The organism is Roseomonas sp. CECT 9278, assembly GCF_918698155.1.
GTDB lineage: Bacteria > Pseudomonadota > Alphaproteobacteria > Acetobacterales > Acetobacteraceae > Neoroseomonas.
Window position 1 is genome coordinate 25,599 of record NZ_CAKKLX010000045.1, and the last position, 14,104, is coordinate 39,702.

Annotated in this window: 15 protein-coding genes and 2 pseudogenes; 11 read left to right on the forward strand and 6 right to left on the reverse strand. The window is 71.6% G+C overall.

Annotated features, from left to right (window positions below):
• Positions 1-2: 2 nt before the first annotated feature.
• From LQ222_RS21435 to LQ222_RS21465, 7 genes are all read left to right on the forward strand, one after another.
• Positions 3-1,157 (forward strand): Gfo/Idh/MocA family protein, encoded by a 1,155-nt coding sequence (locus LQ222_RS21435; protein WP_230168889.1) that lies wholly within the window; start codon positions 3-5, stop codon positions 1,155-1,157.
• Positions 1,158-1,258: 101 nt separating this feature from the next.
• Positions 1,259-2,416, forward strand: coding sequence for a dihydrodipicolinate synthase family protein (locus LQ222_RS21440; protein WP_230168890.1), 1,158 nt, complete (start codon positions 1,259-1,261; stop codon positions 2,414-2,416).
• Positions 2,416-3,210: a sugar phosphate isomerase/epimerase gene (locus tag LQ222_RS21445; protein ID WP_230168891.1), complete on the forward strand. Its 795-nt coding sequence runs from the start codon at positions 2,416-2,418 to the stop codon at positions 3,208-3,210. Before LQ222_RS21440 ends, LQ222_RS21445 begins: the two co-directional genes overlap by 1 nt.
• Positions 3,211-3,241: 31 nt before the next feature.
• Positions 3,242-4,210 carry a tripartite tricarboxylate transporter substrate binding protein gene (locus LQ222_RS21450; RefSeq protein ID WP_230168892.1) on the forward strand — a complete coding sequence of 323 codons (969 nt, stop codon included), beginning with the start codon at positions 3,242-3,244 and terminating at the stop codon, positions 4,208-4,210.
• 176 nt (positions 4,211-4,386) lie between these two features.
• Positions 4,387-5,343, forward strand: a complete 957-nt coding sequence (locus LQ222_RS21455) for a tripartite tricarboxylate transporter substrate binding protein (protein ID WP_230168893.1) — start codon at positions 4,387-4,389, stop codon at positions 5,341-5,343.
• 5 nt (positions 5,344-5,348) lie between these two features.
• Positions 5,349-5,948, forward strand: a complete 600-nt coding sequence (locus LQ222_RS21460) for a hypothetical protein (protein WP_230168894.1) — start codon at positions 5,349-5,351, stop codon at positions 5,946-5,948.
• Positions 5,945-6,331, forward strand: a complete 387-nt coding sequence (locus tag LQ222_RS21465) for a hypothetical protein (RefSeq protein WP_230168895.1) — start codon at positions 5,945-5,947, stop codon at positions 6,329-6,331. Before LQ222_RS21460 ends, LQ222_RS21465 begins: the two co-directional genes overlap by 4 nt.
• Here the strand turns inward: LQ222_RS21465 and LQ222_RS21470 are convergent, their stop codons facing one another.
• Entirely contained in the window at positions 6,332-7,180 is an 849-nt protein-coding gene (locus tag LQ222_RS21470; RefSeq protein ID WP_230168896.1) for a peptidase, read from the reverse strand.
• A 245-nt stretch (positions 7,181-7,425) separates the two neighbouring features.
• Here LQ222_RS21470 and LQ222_RS21475 point away from each other — a divergent pair, with 245 nt between their 5' ends.
• Positions 7,426-8,205, forward strand: a complete 780-nt coding sequence (locus LQ222_RS21475; protein ID WP_230168897.1) for a hypothetical protein — start codon at positions 7,426-7,428, stop codon at positions 8,203-8,205.
• 89 nt (positions 8,206-8,294) lie between these two features.
• Here LQ222_RS21475 and LQ222_RS21480 read toward each other — a convergent pair whose 3' ends face one another.
• Complete coding sequence (locus tag LQ222_RS21480) at positions 8,295-9,275, reverse strand: tripartite tricarboxylate transporter substrate binding protein (protein WP_230168898.1); 981 nt, start codon at positions 9,273-9,275, stop codon at positions 8,295-8,297.
• A gap of 190 nt (positions 9,276-9,465) precedes the next feature.
• Here LQ222_RS21480 and secB point away from each other — a divergent pair, with 190 nt between their 5' ends.
• Genes secB through LQ222_RS21495 form a run of 3 tightly spaced genes read left to right on the forward strand, consistent with a single transcriptional unit; the run spans position 9,466 to position 11,765 of the window.
• Positions 9,466-9,984 carry a protein-export chaperone SecB gene (gene secB, locus LQ222_RS21485; protein WP_230168899.1) on the forward strand — a complete coding sequence of 173 codons (519 nt, stop codon included), beginning with the start codon at positions 9,466-9,468 and terminating at the stop codon, positions 9,982-9,984.
• A gap of 42 nt (positions 9,985-10,026) precedes the next feature.
• Positions 10,027-11,121, forward strand: a complete 1,095-nt coding sequence (gene hemH, locus LQ222_RS21490) for a ferrochelatase (RefSeq protein ID WP_230168900.1) — start codon at positions 10,027-10,029, stop codon at positions 11,119-11,121.
• The gene (locus LQ222_RS21495) at positions 11,118-11,765 is read left to right on the forward strand and encodes an HAD family phosphatase (RefSeq protein WP_230168901.1); all 648 of its coding nucleotides are present in this window, start codon (positions 11,118-11,120) and stop codon (positions 11,763-11,765) included. The genes hemH and LQ222_RS21495 overlap by 4 nt, the downstream gene beginning before the upstream one ends.
• A 179-nt stretch (positions 11,766-11,944) precedes the next feature.
• Here LQ222_RS21495 and LQ222_RS21500 read toward each other — a convergent pair whose 3' ends face one another.
• The 4 genes and pseudogenes from LQ222_RS21500 to LQ222_RS21515 all read right to left on the reverse strand — a co-directional run.
• Positions 11,945-12,505 carry an IS5 family transposase gene (locus LQ222_RS21500; protein ID WP_230168902.1) on the reverse strand — a complete coding sequence of 187 codons (561 nt, stop codon included), beginning with the start codon at positions 12,503-12,505 and terminating at the stop codon, positions 11,945-11,947.
• A gap of 17 nt (positions 12,506-12,522) precedes the next feature.
• Positions 12,523-12,705, reverse strand: a pseudogene (locus tag LQ222_RS26380) (transposase); the annotation flags it as partial.
• A 68-nt stretch (positions 12,706-12,773) separates the two neighbouring features.
• Complete coding sequence (locus LQ222_RS21510; protein ID WP_230168903.1) at positions 12,774-13,688, reverse strand: AEC family transporter; 915 nt, start codon at positions 13,686-13,688, stop codon at positions 12,774-12,776.
• 78 nt (positions 13,689-13,766) lie between these two features.
• Positions 13,767-14,104, reverse strand: a pseudogene (locus LQ222_RS21515) (hypothetical protein); the annotation flags it as partial.

Here is a 14,104-nt window from a genome sequence, read left to right on the forward strand (position 1 = left end):
ACATGGCGGAACGCCGCATCGGCCTCATCATGAACGGCGTCACCGGCCGGATGGGGATGAACCAGCACCTGATCCGATCCGTCGCGGCGATCCGCAAGGATGGCGGGGTGAAGCTCGCGAATGGCGACACCATCATGCCCGACCCGGTGATCGTCGGGCGCAACCGCGGCAAGCTGGAGGCGCTGGCGAAGGCGCATGGCATTTCGCGCGTGAGCACCGACCTCGATGCTTGCCTGGCCGACCCGAAGGACGAGATCTTCTTCGACGCCGCCACCACGCAGATGCGCGCCGGGCTGCTGACGAAGGCGATCAACGCCGGCAAGCACATCTATTGCGAGAAGCCGACCGCCGACACGCTGGCCGATGCGCTGGCGGTGGCGAAGCTGGCGAAGGACAAGGGCATCAAGAACGGCGTGGTGCAGGACAAGCTGTTCCTGCCCGGGCTGCGCAAGCTGAAGATGGTGATCGACAGCGGCTTCCTCGGGCGCATCTGCTCGGTGAAGGGCGAGTTCGGCTACTGGGTCTTCGAGGGCGACCTGCAGCCGGCGCAGCGGCCGTCGTGGAACTACAAGAAGGCGGAGGGTGGGGGCATCATCCTCGATATGCTGTGCCACTGGCGCTACGTGCTGGACAACCTGTTCGGCACTGTGGAGTCCGTCTCCTGCCTCGGCGCCGTGCATATCCCCGAGCGCATCGGCGAGGACGGCAAGCCCTACAAGGCCGATGCCGACGACGCGGCCTATGCGACCTTCCAGCTCGAAGGCGGGGTGATCGCGCACATCAATTCGTCCTGGGTGACGCGCGTGCGGCGCGATGACCTGGTGACCTTCCAGGTGGATGGCACGCATGGCTCCGCGATCTGCGGCCTGCACAAGTGCTGGACGCAGTCGCGCGTCGCGACACCGAAGCCGGTGTGGAATCCCGACCAGCCGCAGCCGATCGACTTCTTCGCCGGCTGGCAGGAGGTGCCGACCACGCAGGACTTCCCGAACGGCTTCCGCGTGCAGTGGGAGGAATTCCTGAAGCACGTCGCGGGCGAACGCGCCGACTATCCCTGGGACCTGCTGGCGGGTGCGAAGGGCGTGCAGCTGGCCGAAGCCGGTCTGCAATCCTGGGCGGAGCGCCGCTGGATCGACCTGCCGAAGCTGGAGGCGTGATCCGATGACCGCAGCGCCGCCCCTCCCCGCGAAGCGATGCTTCGCGGGGGCCCCGCGGACGGGCGCGAAGGTCTGAATCGGATCACCAAAGGAGACTTGCGATGCCGACCATCAACCTGCCCAACGGCGCGCGCGTGGAGCCCTTCACCACCAGCGCGCCGCGCGACTTCGCCCGCGCCACGCCGCCCTTCCCGCGCGTCGCACTCGCCGCCGCGCATGTCGTGGCCGACCCGCTGGCCGAACAGGACCCGTGGCTCGATGTGAAGATCGACTGGGACCGCACCATCGCCTTCCGCAAGCATTTGTGGTCGCTCGGCCTGGGCGTTGCCGAAGCCATGGACACCGCGCAGCGCGGCATGGGGTTGGACTGGGTCGGCGCGCAGGAACTGATCCGCCGTTCGCTCGACGCGATGAAGGACCACCCCGGCGCGGTGATGGCCTCGGGTGCCGGCACCGACCACCTCACGCCCGGCCCGGATGTGAGCGTGGACGACGTGATCCGCGCCTATGAGGAACAATGCGAGGCCGTCGAGGCGATGGGCGGGCGCATCATCCTGATGGCCTCGCGCGCCCTGGCCAAGGCTGCGCGCAGCCCGGCCGACTACGAGCGCGTCTATGGCCGCATCCTGTCGCAGGTGAAGCAGCCTGTGGTGATCCACTGGCTCGGCGAGATGTTCGACCCGGCGCTGGAAGGCTACTGGGGCAACCACGACCACATGGCGGCGATGGAGACCGCGCTCGCCGTCATCCACGCCCATGCCGACAAGGTCGATGGCGTGAAGATCTCGCTGCTCGATGACACCAAGGAGATCGCGATGCGCCGCCGCCTGCCGCGCGGCGTGCGGATGTATACCGGCGATGACTTCAACTACGCCGAGCTGATCGCCGGCGACGAGCACGGCCATTCCGACGCGCTGCTCGGCATCTTCGACCCGATCGCGCCGGCGGTGGGCGGTGCGCTGGCGGCGCTGTCACGCAACGACCTGGCCACCTTCCACGACATCCTGGCACCCACGGTCCCGCTGAGCCGCCACATTTTTCGGGCACCCACGCGCTTCTACAAGACCGGCGTGGTCTTCATGGCCTGGCTGGCCGGCCACCAGGACCATTTCGTGATGGTCGGCGGGCAGCAATCCACGCGCAGCATCCAGCATTTTTCGGAGTTGTTCCGCCTGGCCGACCGCGCCGGCCTGCTGCGCGACCCTGACATGGCGGTGGCGCGGATGCGTTCGCTGCTCGCGCTGCACGGGGTCGCGTGATGGGCGCGCCCGGGCCGCTCAGCCTCAACACCATCTCGGTGAAGGCGCTGACGCTGGCGCACTGCATCGAGGCCTGCGCGCGCCACGGCATCCCCGGCATCTCGCCCTGGCGCGACGTGCTGGGTGCGATGGGCGTGGACGCCGCCGCGCGCCACATCCGCGATGCGGGCCTGAAGGTGACCGGCCTGTGCCGCGGTGGGATGTTCAACCTGCCCGGCGCGATCGACGACAACCGCCGCGCCATCGCCGAAGCCCACGCCATCGGCGCCGATTGCCTGGTGATGGTCTGCGGCGGGTTGCCCGCCGGCTCCAAGGACCTGCCCGGCGCGCGCGCCATGGTCCGCGACGGCCTGCACGCCATCCTGCCCGAGGCCCGCGCCGCCGGTGTCACCATCGCGCTGGAACCCCTGCACCCGATGACCTGCGCGGATCGTTCGGTGCTGTCCACGCTGGGCCAGGCGCTCGACCTGTGCGACGAGCTCGGCGCGGGGACCGGCGTGGCCGTCGATGTCTACCATGTCTGGTGGGACCCCGACCTGGCGCGCCAGATGGCGCGCGCGAAAGGCCGCATCGCCGGCTTCCATGTCTGCGACTGGAAATCCCCCACCACCGACCTGGTCTTCGACCGCGGCCTGCCGGGCGAGGGCGTGATCGACATCCCCGCCATCCGCGCCATGGCCGAAGCGTCGGGCTGGACCGGCGGCGTGGAAGTCGAGATCCTGTCGAATCATTGGTGGGCGCAGGACCCCGAGACGGTGCTGCGTGAGATCAAGGCCCGCCACGCCTTCTGCTGAACGACCAACGACGAACCGGGAGAGACAAACCATGAAGGCCACGCGCCGCACGCTGATCGCCGCCACGCTGCTCGCCCCCGCCGTGGCGCGCGCACAGGCCTGGGCCCCCACGCGCCCCACGCGCTTCGTGGTGCCCTTCCCCGCCGGCGGCGCGACCGACGTGGTGGCGCGCGTGCTGGCCGAACGCCTGCAGGACAGCTTCGGCCAGCCGGTGGTGGTGGAAAACCGCACCGGCGCCGGCGGCAATATCGGTGTCGAGAACGTCGTGCGCAGCGCGCCGGATGGCAGCACCATCCTGATGGGCACCACCGGCACGCTGACGGTGAACCCGCATCTGTATTCCAACCTCGGCTTCGACCCGCTGCGCGACCTGGCGCCCATCTCGATGGCCTTCACCACCGACCATGTGCTGGTGGTGAACCCGGCCGTGCAGGCGCAGACCGCGCAGGAATTCCTGGCGCTGGTGCGCGCACAGCCCGGGCGGCTGTCCTACGGTTCGGCCGGCGCGGGGTCGTCCACGCATACCGTGCCGGAGTTGTTCAAGCTGGCCGCCGGCGTGCAGATCACGCATGTGCCCTATCGCGGCAGCGCGCCGGCGCTCAACGATCTGGTGGCCGGCAATGTGCAGATGATGCTGGACCAGATCCCCTCGGCGATCGGGCAGATCCAGGGTGGGCGCGTGCGCGCGCTGGCGGTGACCGGCGCGCGGCGTTCGGCCCTGCTGCCCAACGTGCCGACCATGGCCGAGATCGGCCTGGCCGATGCGCAGGCGACCTCCTGGGGTGCCGTGATGGCGCCGGCCGGCACGCCGGCGCCCGCCATCGCGCGCTTCAACGCCGCGATCCGCGACGCGCTGGCGCAGCAGCCCGTGAAGGACCGCCTGGCCGCCGCGGGGGCCGAGGGCGTGGCCTCGACGCCCGAGGAACTCGCGACCTATCTGCGCGCCGAGAGCGCGAAATGGGCGCGCGTGGTGCGCGAGGCGCGGATCACGGTGAACTGAGAAGGTTGGGGGAGAGAACTCCCCCAAACCCCCTCCTTTTTTTGTCACCTGGGAACTGACTTCGGCTGTCAGTCTCCAGGTGCCAGAAAAAGGGCGGGGGTTCGGGGGAGGTTCTCCTCCCCCGACCTTTCCTTCTGCCCTTCCCCGGCGCAGCATCGCCGCCGGAGGAACCGCCCATGCGCCGCCGCGCCCTGCTCGCGCTGCCGGTGCTGCTCACCGCGCCGGTCGCGCATGCGCAGCAGCGCCCCTTGCGCATCATCACCCCCTTTGCCACCGGCGGCGCCACCGACACGCTGGCGCGCATCATCGGTGCGCGCATCACCGCGCTGACCGGCCAGGCGGTGGTGGTGGAGGCGCGCCCCGGCGCCGGCGGCGACCTGGCGATGCAGGCCGGCGCCGCGGCGGAACCGGACGGGCATACGCTGGTCCTGGGCAGCGATTCCTCGATGGTGCGCAACCCGATGCTGCGCCGGGGCATTCCCTATGACCCCGAACGCGACTTCGCGCCGATCGCGCGGCTGGTCGTCTCCTGGTACGCGATCGCGGTGAACGCCGCGCTGCCGGTGCGTACGCTGGCGGACTTCATCGCCTGGGCGCGCGCCAATCCGGGGCGGGTGAACTACGGCTCCGCCGGGCCAGGCACGCTCGCGCATGTCATCGGGGAGATGATGAGCCAGGGCCTCGGGCTCGACATGCAGCACGTGCCCTATCGCGGCGCCAGCCCGGCCTTGCAGGACCTGGTGGCGGGGCGGCTGCAGTTCTACGCGGTCTCGGCCGGCGGGCTGCTGAACCTGCTGCGCGAGGGCAGCGTGCGGGTGCTGGCGGTGACCGGCGCCACCCGCCAGCCCGCGCTGCCCGGCGTGCCGACCATCGCGGAGGCCGGCTTCGCGGAATACGACCATTCGGCCTTCTATTCGCTCTCGGCGCCGGCGCGCGTGCCGCCGGGTTTCGTCGACCAGACCGGGGCGCTGCTCGGGCGCGTCATCGGCGAACCGGATACGGCGGAGCGGCTGCGGGCGCTGGCGCTCGACCCGGCCTTCCTCGACCCGGCGGCATTCCGCGCCTTCCTGGCGGCCGAGCGCATCCGCTGGCGCGACATCATCGCCCGCACCGGGCTCAGGCTGGAGGGATGACGCCGATGACGCTGCTGCGCTTCGAGGAATTCACCGCGAAACCCCGCCGCGCCGCCGCGCTGCAAGGCAAGCTGCGCGACGTGCCCGGCGGGCGGCTGTTCGGCCTGTGGCGGGCGCAGATCGGCCCGTCGATGAACATCGTCACCCGCGCCTCGTTGTGGCCGGGCGAACCGCCGGCAACGGCCGAGGCGGCGGATCCCGACATCGCCGCGCTGCGCACGCGCACGCTCAGCATCCTCACGCGCGGGGAGACACCGCCCGACCCTGCGCGCGGTGGCATCGTCACGCATCGCTGGTTCATCCTGCCGGCCGATCGCGTGGCGGAGATGGTCGCCATCACCACCGAGGCCTGGGTCGGCTTCGAGGGCGATACAGGGTCGGAACCGCTCGGCCTGTGGCAGGACCGCGCGGCGGGCGAACCGGCGCATGTGCTGCTGATGACCTGGTATCCCTCGCTCGCGGGCTGGGAGCAGAGCCGCTTCTGGAACAGTGCCGCCGCCGGCCCCGACCAGGCGCAGCGTGCGAAGTGGGGCGCCTTGTTCGCGCGCCGCCGCGACATGCTGCTCGACACCTGGGTCACCGTGCACGGAGCCGAATCGACATGAGCGAGACCGACATCGCCGCCGCCCGCGCCGCCATGGACGGCTTCATGGCGGCGCTGAATGCCGAGGATGCGGAGGCCATCCGCACCCGCTGGTTCCACTTCCCGCATGTGCGCTTCCACAGCGGCCGCGTGACGGTGTTCGCCACACCGCAGGACTACGCCTCGATCGTGCTGGCCAAGACCGGCCAGGCGGCGGAATGGGCGCGCAGCGCGTGGGACTACGTCGAATGCGTCGATGCCGGCCCGGGCAAGGTGCATTTCCGCGTGCAATTCAGCCGCTACCGCCGCGACGGGTCGCTGCTCGGGTCCTACCGGTCCTTCTACATCGTGACCCTCAAGGACGGCCGCTGGGCGATCGAGGGGCGGTCCTCCTGGGCGGAGTGATCACAGCGGCACCAGCCGCGTCAGCCGCGACGGGGTCTGCTCGGACAGGAAGATGCAGCCATCCGGGCCGCGCCACATGCCATGCGCGCCGTTCAGCACCGGCCGGCAGCGGCCGAGGATCGCGCCGTCCTTCGACAGCAGCGAGAGCTGCGGCACCTGGTCGGTCACATACAGCCCGCCATCGGGGCCGCCATGCACGCTCATGGGCTTGTGGTTGCCGCGCCAGTCGGCGAGCCACGCCCCGTCCGGCGTGAAGACCTGCACACGGTTGTTCTCGCGGTCGGCCACGGTCACGCGGCCATCGGGCAGCACCCAGACGGAATGCGGCGTGGAGAATTCGCCGGGGCCGGTGCCTTCCCGGCCCCAACGGCCGAGCGGCGTGCCCTCGGCGCTGAAGCGATGCACCACCGACGCGGCATAGCCATCGGCGACATAGATCGTCCCGTCAGGGCCGAAGGCGACGTCGCAGGGCGCGTTGAAGGGTTCGCCCGGCGCATGCCGCTTGCCGATGCCACCAAGCCGCTTGCCGTCCGGCGAGAAGATGATGATCTCCTGCGCGTCCCGATCCACCACGAAGACGCGCCCATCGGGGTGCACGGACAGCATGTGGCCATCCGCCACCTCCGCCCCGCCCCAGGCGGCGATGCGCCTGCCATCCGGCGCCAGCACCACCACCGCGGGCGCCTCGGCATCCGTCATCGGGTCCTGGCGGAGCTGGACATGGACACGGCCCTGCGCGTCGCAGGCCACGTCGGATGGCACGCCCTGTCCGGCCGGCACCTCGCCCCAGGGGCGCTCCACGCGATAGGTCGTGGCGCCGAGGCGGACACGGAGCTCGTGACGGGGCATGGGCGGGTCTCCTGGAAGCGTGCCCGCAGCCTGCCGTCAGGCCCGCGCGACCACAACCGGCCATGACGGGCCCGGCGGCGAGACGGCGCCGGCCCCGCGCGCCGCGGGGTGGCACCACGGCGGGTTCCGTCCGGCGGGCATAAGCCGCTCCCGTGGCTCGGTTTCTGCGGGGCGGGAAATCAGCCCCGGAAGATTCCATCCGGTCCGATATTGTTCTAGCCTCGGCGCAACCCGGGAGACCGCCCTTGACCAGATCCTGCGCTGCCTTCGGAGCCCTGCTCGGGCTCGTCATCCTCACCGGTTGCGACCAGGCCGCGGGCGTTGTCGGCGGGGCCGCCGGGCAGGCCGCCTCGGGCGCGGTGGCCGGTGCCGTCGGCGGGCCGGCCGGCCAGGTGGCGGGCGCCGCTGCCGGGGCTGCGGCCAGCGCGGCCGCCACGCCGGCAGCCCAGCAACTGGCCAGCCTGACCGCGGCTGCCGGGCAGAACGCCTGGGACACCGTCGCCAACGCGACCATCGCCGCCTGCACCGGCGCCGCCGACAAGGATTGCGCCGAGGCCCAGGCCCTGCGCGCGCGCGCCTGCCGCCGCCAGGCCGCCACCGCGCCGGCCGACCAGCGCGGGCGCTACCGGGATTGCGCGGTCACGGCCGGCCAGGCGGCGCTGGCCGCCGGCGGGGCGAATACCCAGGTGCAGCGCAATGGCTGGCGCGAGGAACTGCTCGCCGCCCTGTACGATCGCCGCGCCGTCACCCCGCGCGCCAGCATCTGCCCCGACAACGACCTGATGCGCGCCGAGGCCGACACGCTGCTGCGCGACGCGCCGGGCAATGCCAGCGCCCGCTTCCATGGCGGCAGCGCGCGGCTGATGGGCGTCGCGGTGTCCTGCGCCGCCGACGACCAGCGCTGCCCGGACCTCGCGCAGGCGGCGCGGCTGCTGACGCCGCCATCCTCCGACCCGCGCTGGGTGCAGACGCTCGAAGGCGTGCGCACGCAGCAGCGCGTGGTGGTCGGCTGCCCCGACGCCTGAGGCCGGCCCGTCGCCCGCGATTCCGGCGCGGGCGGCAGGCCGGTGCCGGGCTGCAGAATGCGCCGCTCGGCGCAGTCTCGAACGGTCTCTCAGTCCACCCGGGCGCCGGAGGCGCGGATGATCGGCGCCAGCCGCGCTTCCTCGGCGGCGCGGAAATCGGCGATCTGCTCCGGCGTGGTCCACCAGGCCGTCGCCCCCTGGTCGAGGTAGGCGCGCTTCAGCTCCTCCGATTCCAGGGCGCGGCGCGCCAGCGCCGAGATGCGCGCCACCACCTCGCGCGGGATGCCGGCCGGCCCGCACAGGCAGGTCCAGGAGGACATGTCGAAGCCCGCCAGCGTCTCGGCGATCGCGGGCGTGTCCGGCACCACCGGGCTGCGCGCGCGCGAGGTGACGCCGAGCGCGCGCACCCGCCCTTCCCGCGCCTGGGCCAGCGCGCCGGGGATATTGTCGAAGATCATGTGCACGCGCCCGGCGATGATGTCCGGATAGGCCGCCGCGCTGCCGCGATAGGGGATGTGGTTGATCTCGACCCCCGCCAGGGCACGGAACAGCTCGCCGGAGATATGCAGCGTGGTGCCCGACCCCGCCGAGGCATAGGCGTATTTGCCCGGGTTGGCCTTCAGATGCGCGATCAGCTCGGGCACCGTGCGCGCCGGCATGTCGTTGTTCACCACCAGCAGGTTCGGCAACTGCCACATGCCGCTGGCAAAGCTGAAGTCGCGCTGCGGGTTGAAGGGCAGGCGCGCATAGAGCGTGGGGGCGATGGCATGGGTCGCGATGCCGCCCAGGCCCAGCGTGTAGCCATCGGGCGGCGCCTGCGCGATCGCCTGGTTGCCGACGATCCCGGCCGAGCCGGTGCGGTTCTCGACCACGAATTGCTGGCCCGACAATTCCGCCATCTTCTGGCACAGCTGGCGCGACAGCGTGTCGGTCGGCCCGCCGGCGGTATAGGGGTTGATGTAGCGGACCGGGCGCGCGGGCCAGGCCTCCTGCGCGCCGGCCAGGCGGGGCGCGGCCAGGCCGCCCATGGCGGCCAGCGCGGCGCGGCGGCGGATCGCGGTCAGTCTCATGCGGTGTCCCTCTCCCTGGCGGCCACCTTGCGCGGGGCCGTTCCGGCGCCAGCCTAGGCGCCGGGTGGCCGGCGGCGCGAGCATCTTCGCCAGCCAGTCGCGCACCAGGTTTGCCGCCCCACCGCCCCGCGTGCTAACCGCCCCGCGATTGCCAGGCGCGCCCGACGCGTCCGCTCCGAAAGGCCCCGCGATGTCCGAACAGCAGAACAACCCCGCCCCGGGCGACCCCCCGGGCGTCAATGGCGGCGGCAATCCCGCCACCGGCCCGGTCGTGCTGAACCTGCAATTCACCAAGGACCTGTCCTTCGAGGTCCCCGGCGCGCCCGAGATCTACCTGACCATGCGCGAGGCGCCGCAGATCAATATCGCGCTCGACGTCCAGGCGCGCCGGCTGCAGGAAGGCCAGGAGACCTACGAGATCTCCCTGCAGATCCGCGCCGATGCCAAGACCACCGCCGGCGCCACCGCCTTCATCGCCGAGCTGGTCTATTGCGGCATCTTCACCCTGAACGGCGTGCCCGCCGAGATGATCGAACCGGTGCTGCTGGTCGAATGCCCGCGCCTGCTGTTCCCCTTCGCGCGCAACATCCTGGCCGACGTGACGCGCGACGGCGGCTTCCCGCCCGTGCTGCTGGCGCCGATCGACTTCGTGCAGCTGTGGCAGCAGCGCCGCGGCCAACCCTCCGCGGCGCCGATGGCGAATGCCTGACGCCTTGACGGGCGCGCCGGACGGATCATGTCGGGCGAAGCCATGACCAGGCGTCGCGTCGCCATCGTGCTGTTCAACCTGGGCGGTCCCGACCGCCCGGAGAGCGTGCGCCCGTTCCTGGTGAACCTGTTCACCGACCCAGCCATCCTGCGCGTGCCGGGCTTCATCCGGCCCTGGCTCGGGCGGCTGATCGCCTGGCGGCGGACCAAGCCGGCGATGGAGAACTACGCGGTGATCGGCGGGCGTTCCCCGCTGCTCGAACTGACCGAGGAACAGGGGCGTTCGCTCGAGGCCGCGCTGGCGGACGACCCGGCGATCGAGGTGCGGTCCTTCGTGGCGATGCGCTACTGGCACCCGCTGTCGGACGCCGCCGCGCGGGCGGTGAAGGACTGGGGGCCGGACGAGGTACTGCTGTTCCCGCTCTATCCGCAGTTCTCAACCACCACGACGGGAAGCTCGATCTCGGCCTGGGACGACGCCTCACGCCGGATCGGGCTGTCGGTGCCCACCACCACGCTGTGCTGCTGGCATTCCGATGGCGGCTTCGCCGCGGCCACCGCGCGGCTGGTGCAGGAGAGCTACGCGAAGGCGCGCGCCGAATTGCCGGCGGATGTCAGGCTGCGGGTCCTGTTCTCGGCCCATGGGCTGCCCGAGAGCATCGTCGCCGCCGGCGATCCCTACCAGTGGCAGGTCGAGCAGACCGTGGCGTCGGTGGTGAAGCACCTCGACATCCCTGAGCTCGACCACCTGGTCTGCTACCAGTCCCGCGTGACGCCGCAGAAGTGGATCGGCCCGTCCACCGAGGACGAGATCGAGCGCGCCGCCGAGGAGAAGGTGGCGATCCTGATCTGCCCCATCGCCTTCGTGTCGGAGCATTCCGAAACCCTGGTGGAGCTTGATGTGGAATACCGCGAGGAGGCCGATCACCTCGGCATCCCCGGCTATTTCCGCGTGCCGGCGCAGAACAGCGACCCGGCCTTCATCGCGGCGCTGGCGGAGCTGGCGCGCGGTGCGCTGGGATCGGGCCGTTCGCTGTGTTCCTTCGCGGGCGCGCGGCAGTGCCCGAAGCAGCATGGCGATTGCCCGCATGCCCGGGCACGTGCCGAGGCGCGGGTGGCCGTGAAGGAACCGGCGTGACCCGGCCGCGCGCCGTGCTGTTCGACTGCGACGGCGTGTTGGCGGACAGCGAGATGCTGGTGAACGCGCTGGTCGCGGACCAGCTGACCGCGCTGGGCTGGCCACTGACCGCCGCGCAGTCGCGCGAGACCTTCCTCGGCATGGCGCTGCCCGACATGGTGCCGCGCATCGAGGCGCGGGTCGGGCCCTTGCCGGCCGATTGGGTCGAGGAGATCTCGACCCTCATTGCCCATGAGATGACGCGCCGGACCCCGCCCATGCGCGGGGCGGTGGAGGCGGTGCGTGCCGTGGCGGCGGCCGGCGTGCCGGTCGCGGTGGCGTCGAATTCCGGCCGCGCGGAGCTGATGGCGAAGATGCGGTCGCTGGGCCTGGCGATGGTGTTCGCCGACCGCGTCTTCTCCTTCGAGGATGTCGATCGTCCGAAGCCGTGGCCCGACATCTACCTGGCGGCCGCGGCCGCCTGCGATGCCGCGCCGCGCGACTGCGTGGTGGTCGAGGACAGCGTGCCCGGCGTGCGGGCGGGCGTCGCCGCCGGATGCCGCGTGCTGGGCTTCGCCCACGAGACGCCGGCGGGCGTGCTGATGGCGCACGGCGCCGAAGTGTTCTCCGACATGTCGGCCCTCCCCTCCCTGCTCGGCCTGTAGCCGGCGGGTCCGGGGGACACTGTCCCCCGGCGGGGAGCCCGCGGGGCTGGCCCCTCGGCTAGAGCCATTTCTGCTCGCCTCGGCTCGCTTCAATGCCTCTAGACCCTTGTTTTCACGAGCATCCGGACCCGATCAGATGATTCCATCTGATCGGGATCTGGTCTAGGGTCGCGACTCAATCAGGTCCACCAGGTGATGGCTGAGACGAGCGCGACAGCTGAGGCGAAGTTGCGGGCAAGCCTGTCGTAGCGCGTGGCGATGCGGCGGTAGTCCTTCAGCCTGCAGAACATTCGCTCGATGGCGTTGCGCGCGCCGTATCGGCTGGCGTCGAACGGATGCGGGTTGCGGCGCGTTGGGTTGTTGGGGATGACGACGAGCGCACCGGCGCGGGCTGCCTGTTCGCGCAGGGCGCGGGCATCGTAGCCCTGGTCCCCCAGGAACACGCGGCAGGGCGGCGCCATGCGCAGCAGCTCGGGTGCGACGGTGATGTCGGCGATGTTGCCGGGGCTGAGCAGGAAGGCGCGCGGTCGTCCCTGCCCATCCGCTATGGCGTGGATCTTTGTCGTGCGGCCGCCGCGCGAGCGGCCGATTGCCTGGGCCGCAGCCCCCCTTTTCCGCCTGCTGAGGCGCGCTGCGCTTTCACGGCGGAACTGTCGATCATCGCCACGTCGGCAGGTCGCGTATCCGCCAGTGCGTGGAAGATGCGCATCCACAGCCCGCGCCCGCTCCAGCGGTTCCATCGGTTGTAGATCGTGGTCGGCGGGCCGTAGATCGCCGGGCAGTCCTTCCAGCGGCAGCCCGAGCGAAGCACGTGCACGATGCCGCTGATGACGCGCCGGTCGTCCACACGCCGCGCTCCGGGCTGGTTCCTGGGCAGCAGCGGCTCGATTGCCGCCCAGGCCTCATCGTCGAGCCAATACTCCGCCGCCATCATTTCCATCCAAGCCGTGACACTCAGCTTGAATCAGAAACCAGCACCCGATTCCTAGGCCTGAATGGGTTTCGACCCTAGGGCGCCACCAGCATCACCCACAGCGGCAGCGTGACGACCGACACGATATGCTCCGTGGTGGTGATCGCCGCCATCAGCGGTGCATCGCCGCCCAGCGCGCGCGCCATCACATAGGATGTCGCCGCTGTCGGCAGCGCCATGAAGATCACCGCGACCGCCGTGGCGAGCGGCGGGACGCCCAGCAGCGTGCACAGCGCCCAGGTGATCGCCGGCATCACCACCAGTTTCAGCACGCCCGTCGCCGCCTGCACGCCGATGCGGTCGGAGAAGGATTGCAGCGACAGCGCCGCGCCCACGCACAGCAGCCCCAGCGCGACCGAGGCGCGCCCCAGCGTCTGCACCGTGGGTGCCAGCCCTGCCGGCAGCCCGCCGAGCGCGGCGATTCCGAAGCCGATCGCCACCGCCAGCAGCAGCGGATTCAACGCCAATTGCCGCAGGATCGCCAGCGGCCGCGGCGGCCCGCGCTGGCCGTCGAAGGCGAAGGCCAGCGTCGTGACGGTCTGCACGAAGGGCACGATGATGCCGGTGGCGACCGCGCCGAAGCCCACGCCCTCGGCGCCGAACAGCGCGCCGACGATGGCGAAGCCCATCAGGTTGTTGAAGCGGATGCCGCCCTGCAGCACCGAGGTCATCGCCGGGTGCGGCAGCGCCAGCCTGCGCGCGAGCAGCACCGCCGCCGCGGTGCCGAGCGCAAGCGCGCCCCAGATGGCCCCCGCGATGCGCCCGAGCGGCAGAGTCGCGAGGTCGAGCGGTGCGAGCGCCGCGACGATCAGCGAGGGCAGCAGCACCCAGTAGATCAGGCGCTCCATCCCGGCCCAGACGGTGTCGTCGCGCAGCAGGCGGCGCTTCAGCAGCGCGCCCAGCGCAAGCAGGGCGAAGGCGGGCACGAAGGCATCGAGCCAGGCGCTCATGGCCGGGCCGTCGCACCGGGCGCGGCCGGGGAACGGTCGCGCGGGTGCGCCATCGCCGGGCGCGTCATGCCGCCGGCATCACGCCCGCCGCCCCGGGTCGCCCCAGGGCAGGGTCGCCGGCGCCACCGCGATGGCGGACAGGCAGGCCGCCTCGGTCACGCCCTGCGCCGGGCCGTGGGATCGTGCGGCCGCATGGGCCACCACCATCGCGCCGGCCTGCGGGTAGAGCACGATGTCGAGTCGGCACGCCGGGGCCTCGTAGAGCCAGATCTCGGCCTCGCCCTCGCCCCGGCGCAGCGCGGGGTCGCCCAGCATCCGGCGCAGCTGGTCGGCGCCGGTGCCCATCAGCGCAGCGGCCGCCGCGGGCGGGGCGCCACCGCGCTGGCGCGGGCCGGGCGCCTGCGCGGGCGGAAGGG

What these genes read in the sequence shown, in the direction of transcription:
- secB (WP_230168899.1), top strand. Translation starts at nt 9,466, where the DNA reads ATGTCCGAACAGCAGAACAACCCCGCCCCGGGCGACCCCCCGGGCGTC.
- LQ222_RS21435 (WP_230168889.1), top strand. Translation starts at nt 3, where the DNA reads ATGGCGGAACGCCGCATCGGCCTCATCATGAACGGCGTCACCGGCCGG.
- LQ222_RS21455 (WP_230168893.1), top strand. Translation starts at nt 4,387, where the DNA reads ATGCGCCGCCGCGCCCTGCTCGCGCTGCCGGTGCTGCTCACCGCGCCG.
- LQ222_RS21440 (WP_230168890.1), top strand. Translation starts at nt 1,259, where the DNA reads ATGCCGACCATCAACCTGCCCAACGGCGCGCGCGTGGAGCCCTTCACC.
- LQ222_RS21510 (WP_230168903.1), bottom strand. Translation starts at nt 13,688, where the DNA reads ATGAGCGCCTGGCTCGATGCCTTCGTGCCCGCCTTCGCCCTGCTTGCG.
- LQ222_RS21450 (WP_230168892.1), top strand. Translation starts at nt 3,242, where the DNA reads ATGAAGGCCACGCGCCGCACGCTGATCGCCGCCACGCTGCTCGCCCCC.
- hemH (WP_230168900.1), top strand. Translation starts at nt 10,027, where the DNA reads ATGACCAGGCGTCGCGTCGCCATCGTGCTGTTCAACCTGGGCGGTCCC.
- LQ222_RS21460 (WP_230168894.1), top strand. Translation starts at nt 5,349, where the DNA reads ATGACGCTGCTGCGCTTCGAGGAATTCACCGCGAAACCCCGCCGCGCC.
- LQ222_RS21445 (WP_230168891.1), top strand. Translation starts at nt 2,416, where the DNA reads ATGGGCGCGCCCGGGCCGCTCAGCCTCAACACCATCTCGGTGAAGGCG.
- LQ222_RS21480 (WP_230168898.1), bottom strand. Translation starts at nt 9,275, where the DNA reads ATGAGACTGACCGCGATCCGCCGCCGCGCCGCGCTGGCCGCCATGGGC.
- LQ222_RS21465 (WP_230168895.1), top strand. Translation starts at nt 5,945, where the DNA reads ATGAGCGAGACCGACATCGCCGCCGCCCGCGCCGCCATGGACGGCTTC.
- LQ222_RS21470 (WP_230168896.1), bottom strand. Translation starts at nt 7,180, where the DNA reads ATGCCCCGTCACGAGCTCCGTGTCCGCCTCGGCGCCACGACCTATCGC.
- LQ222_RS21500 (WP_230168902.1), bottom strand. Translation starts at nt 12,505, where the DNA reads ATGGAACCGCTGGAGCGGGCGCGGGCTGTGGATGCGCATCTTCCACGC.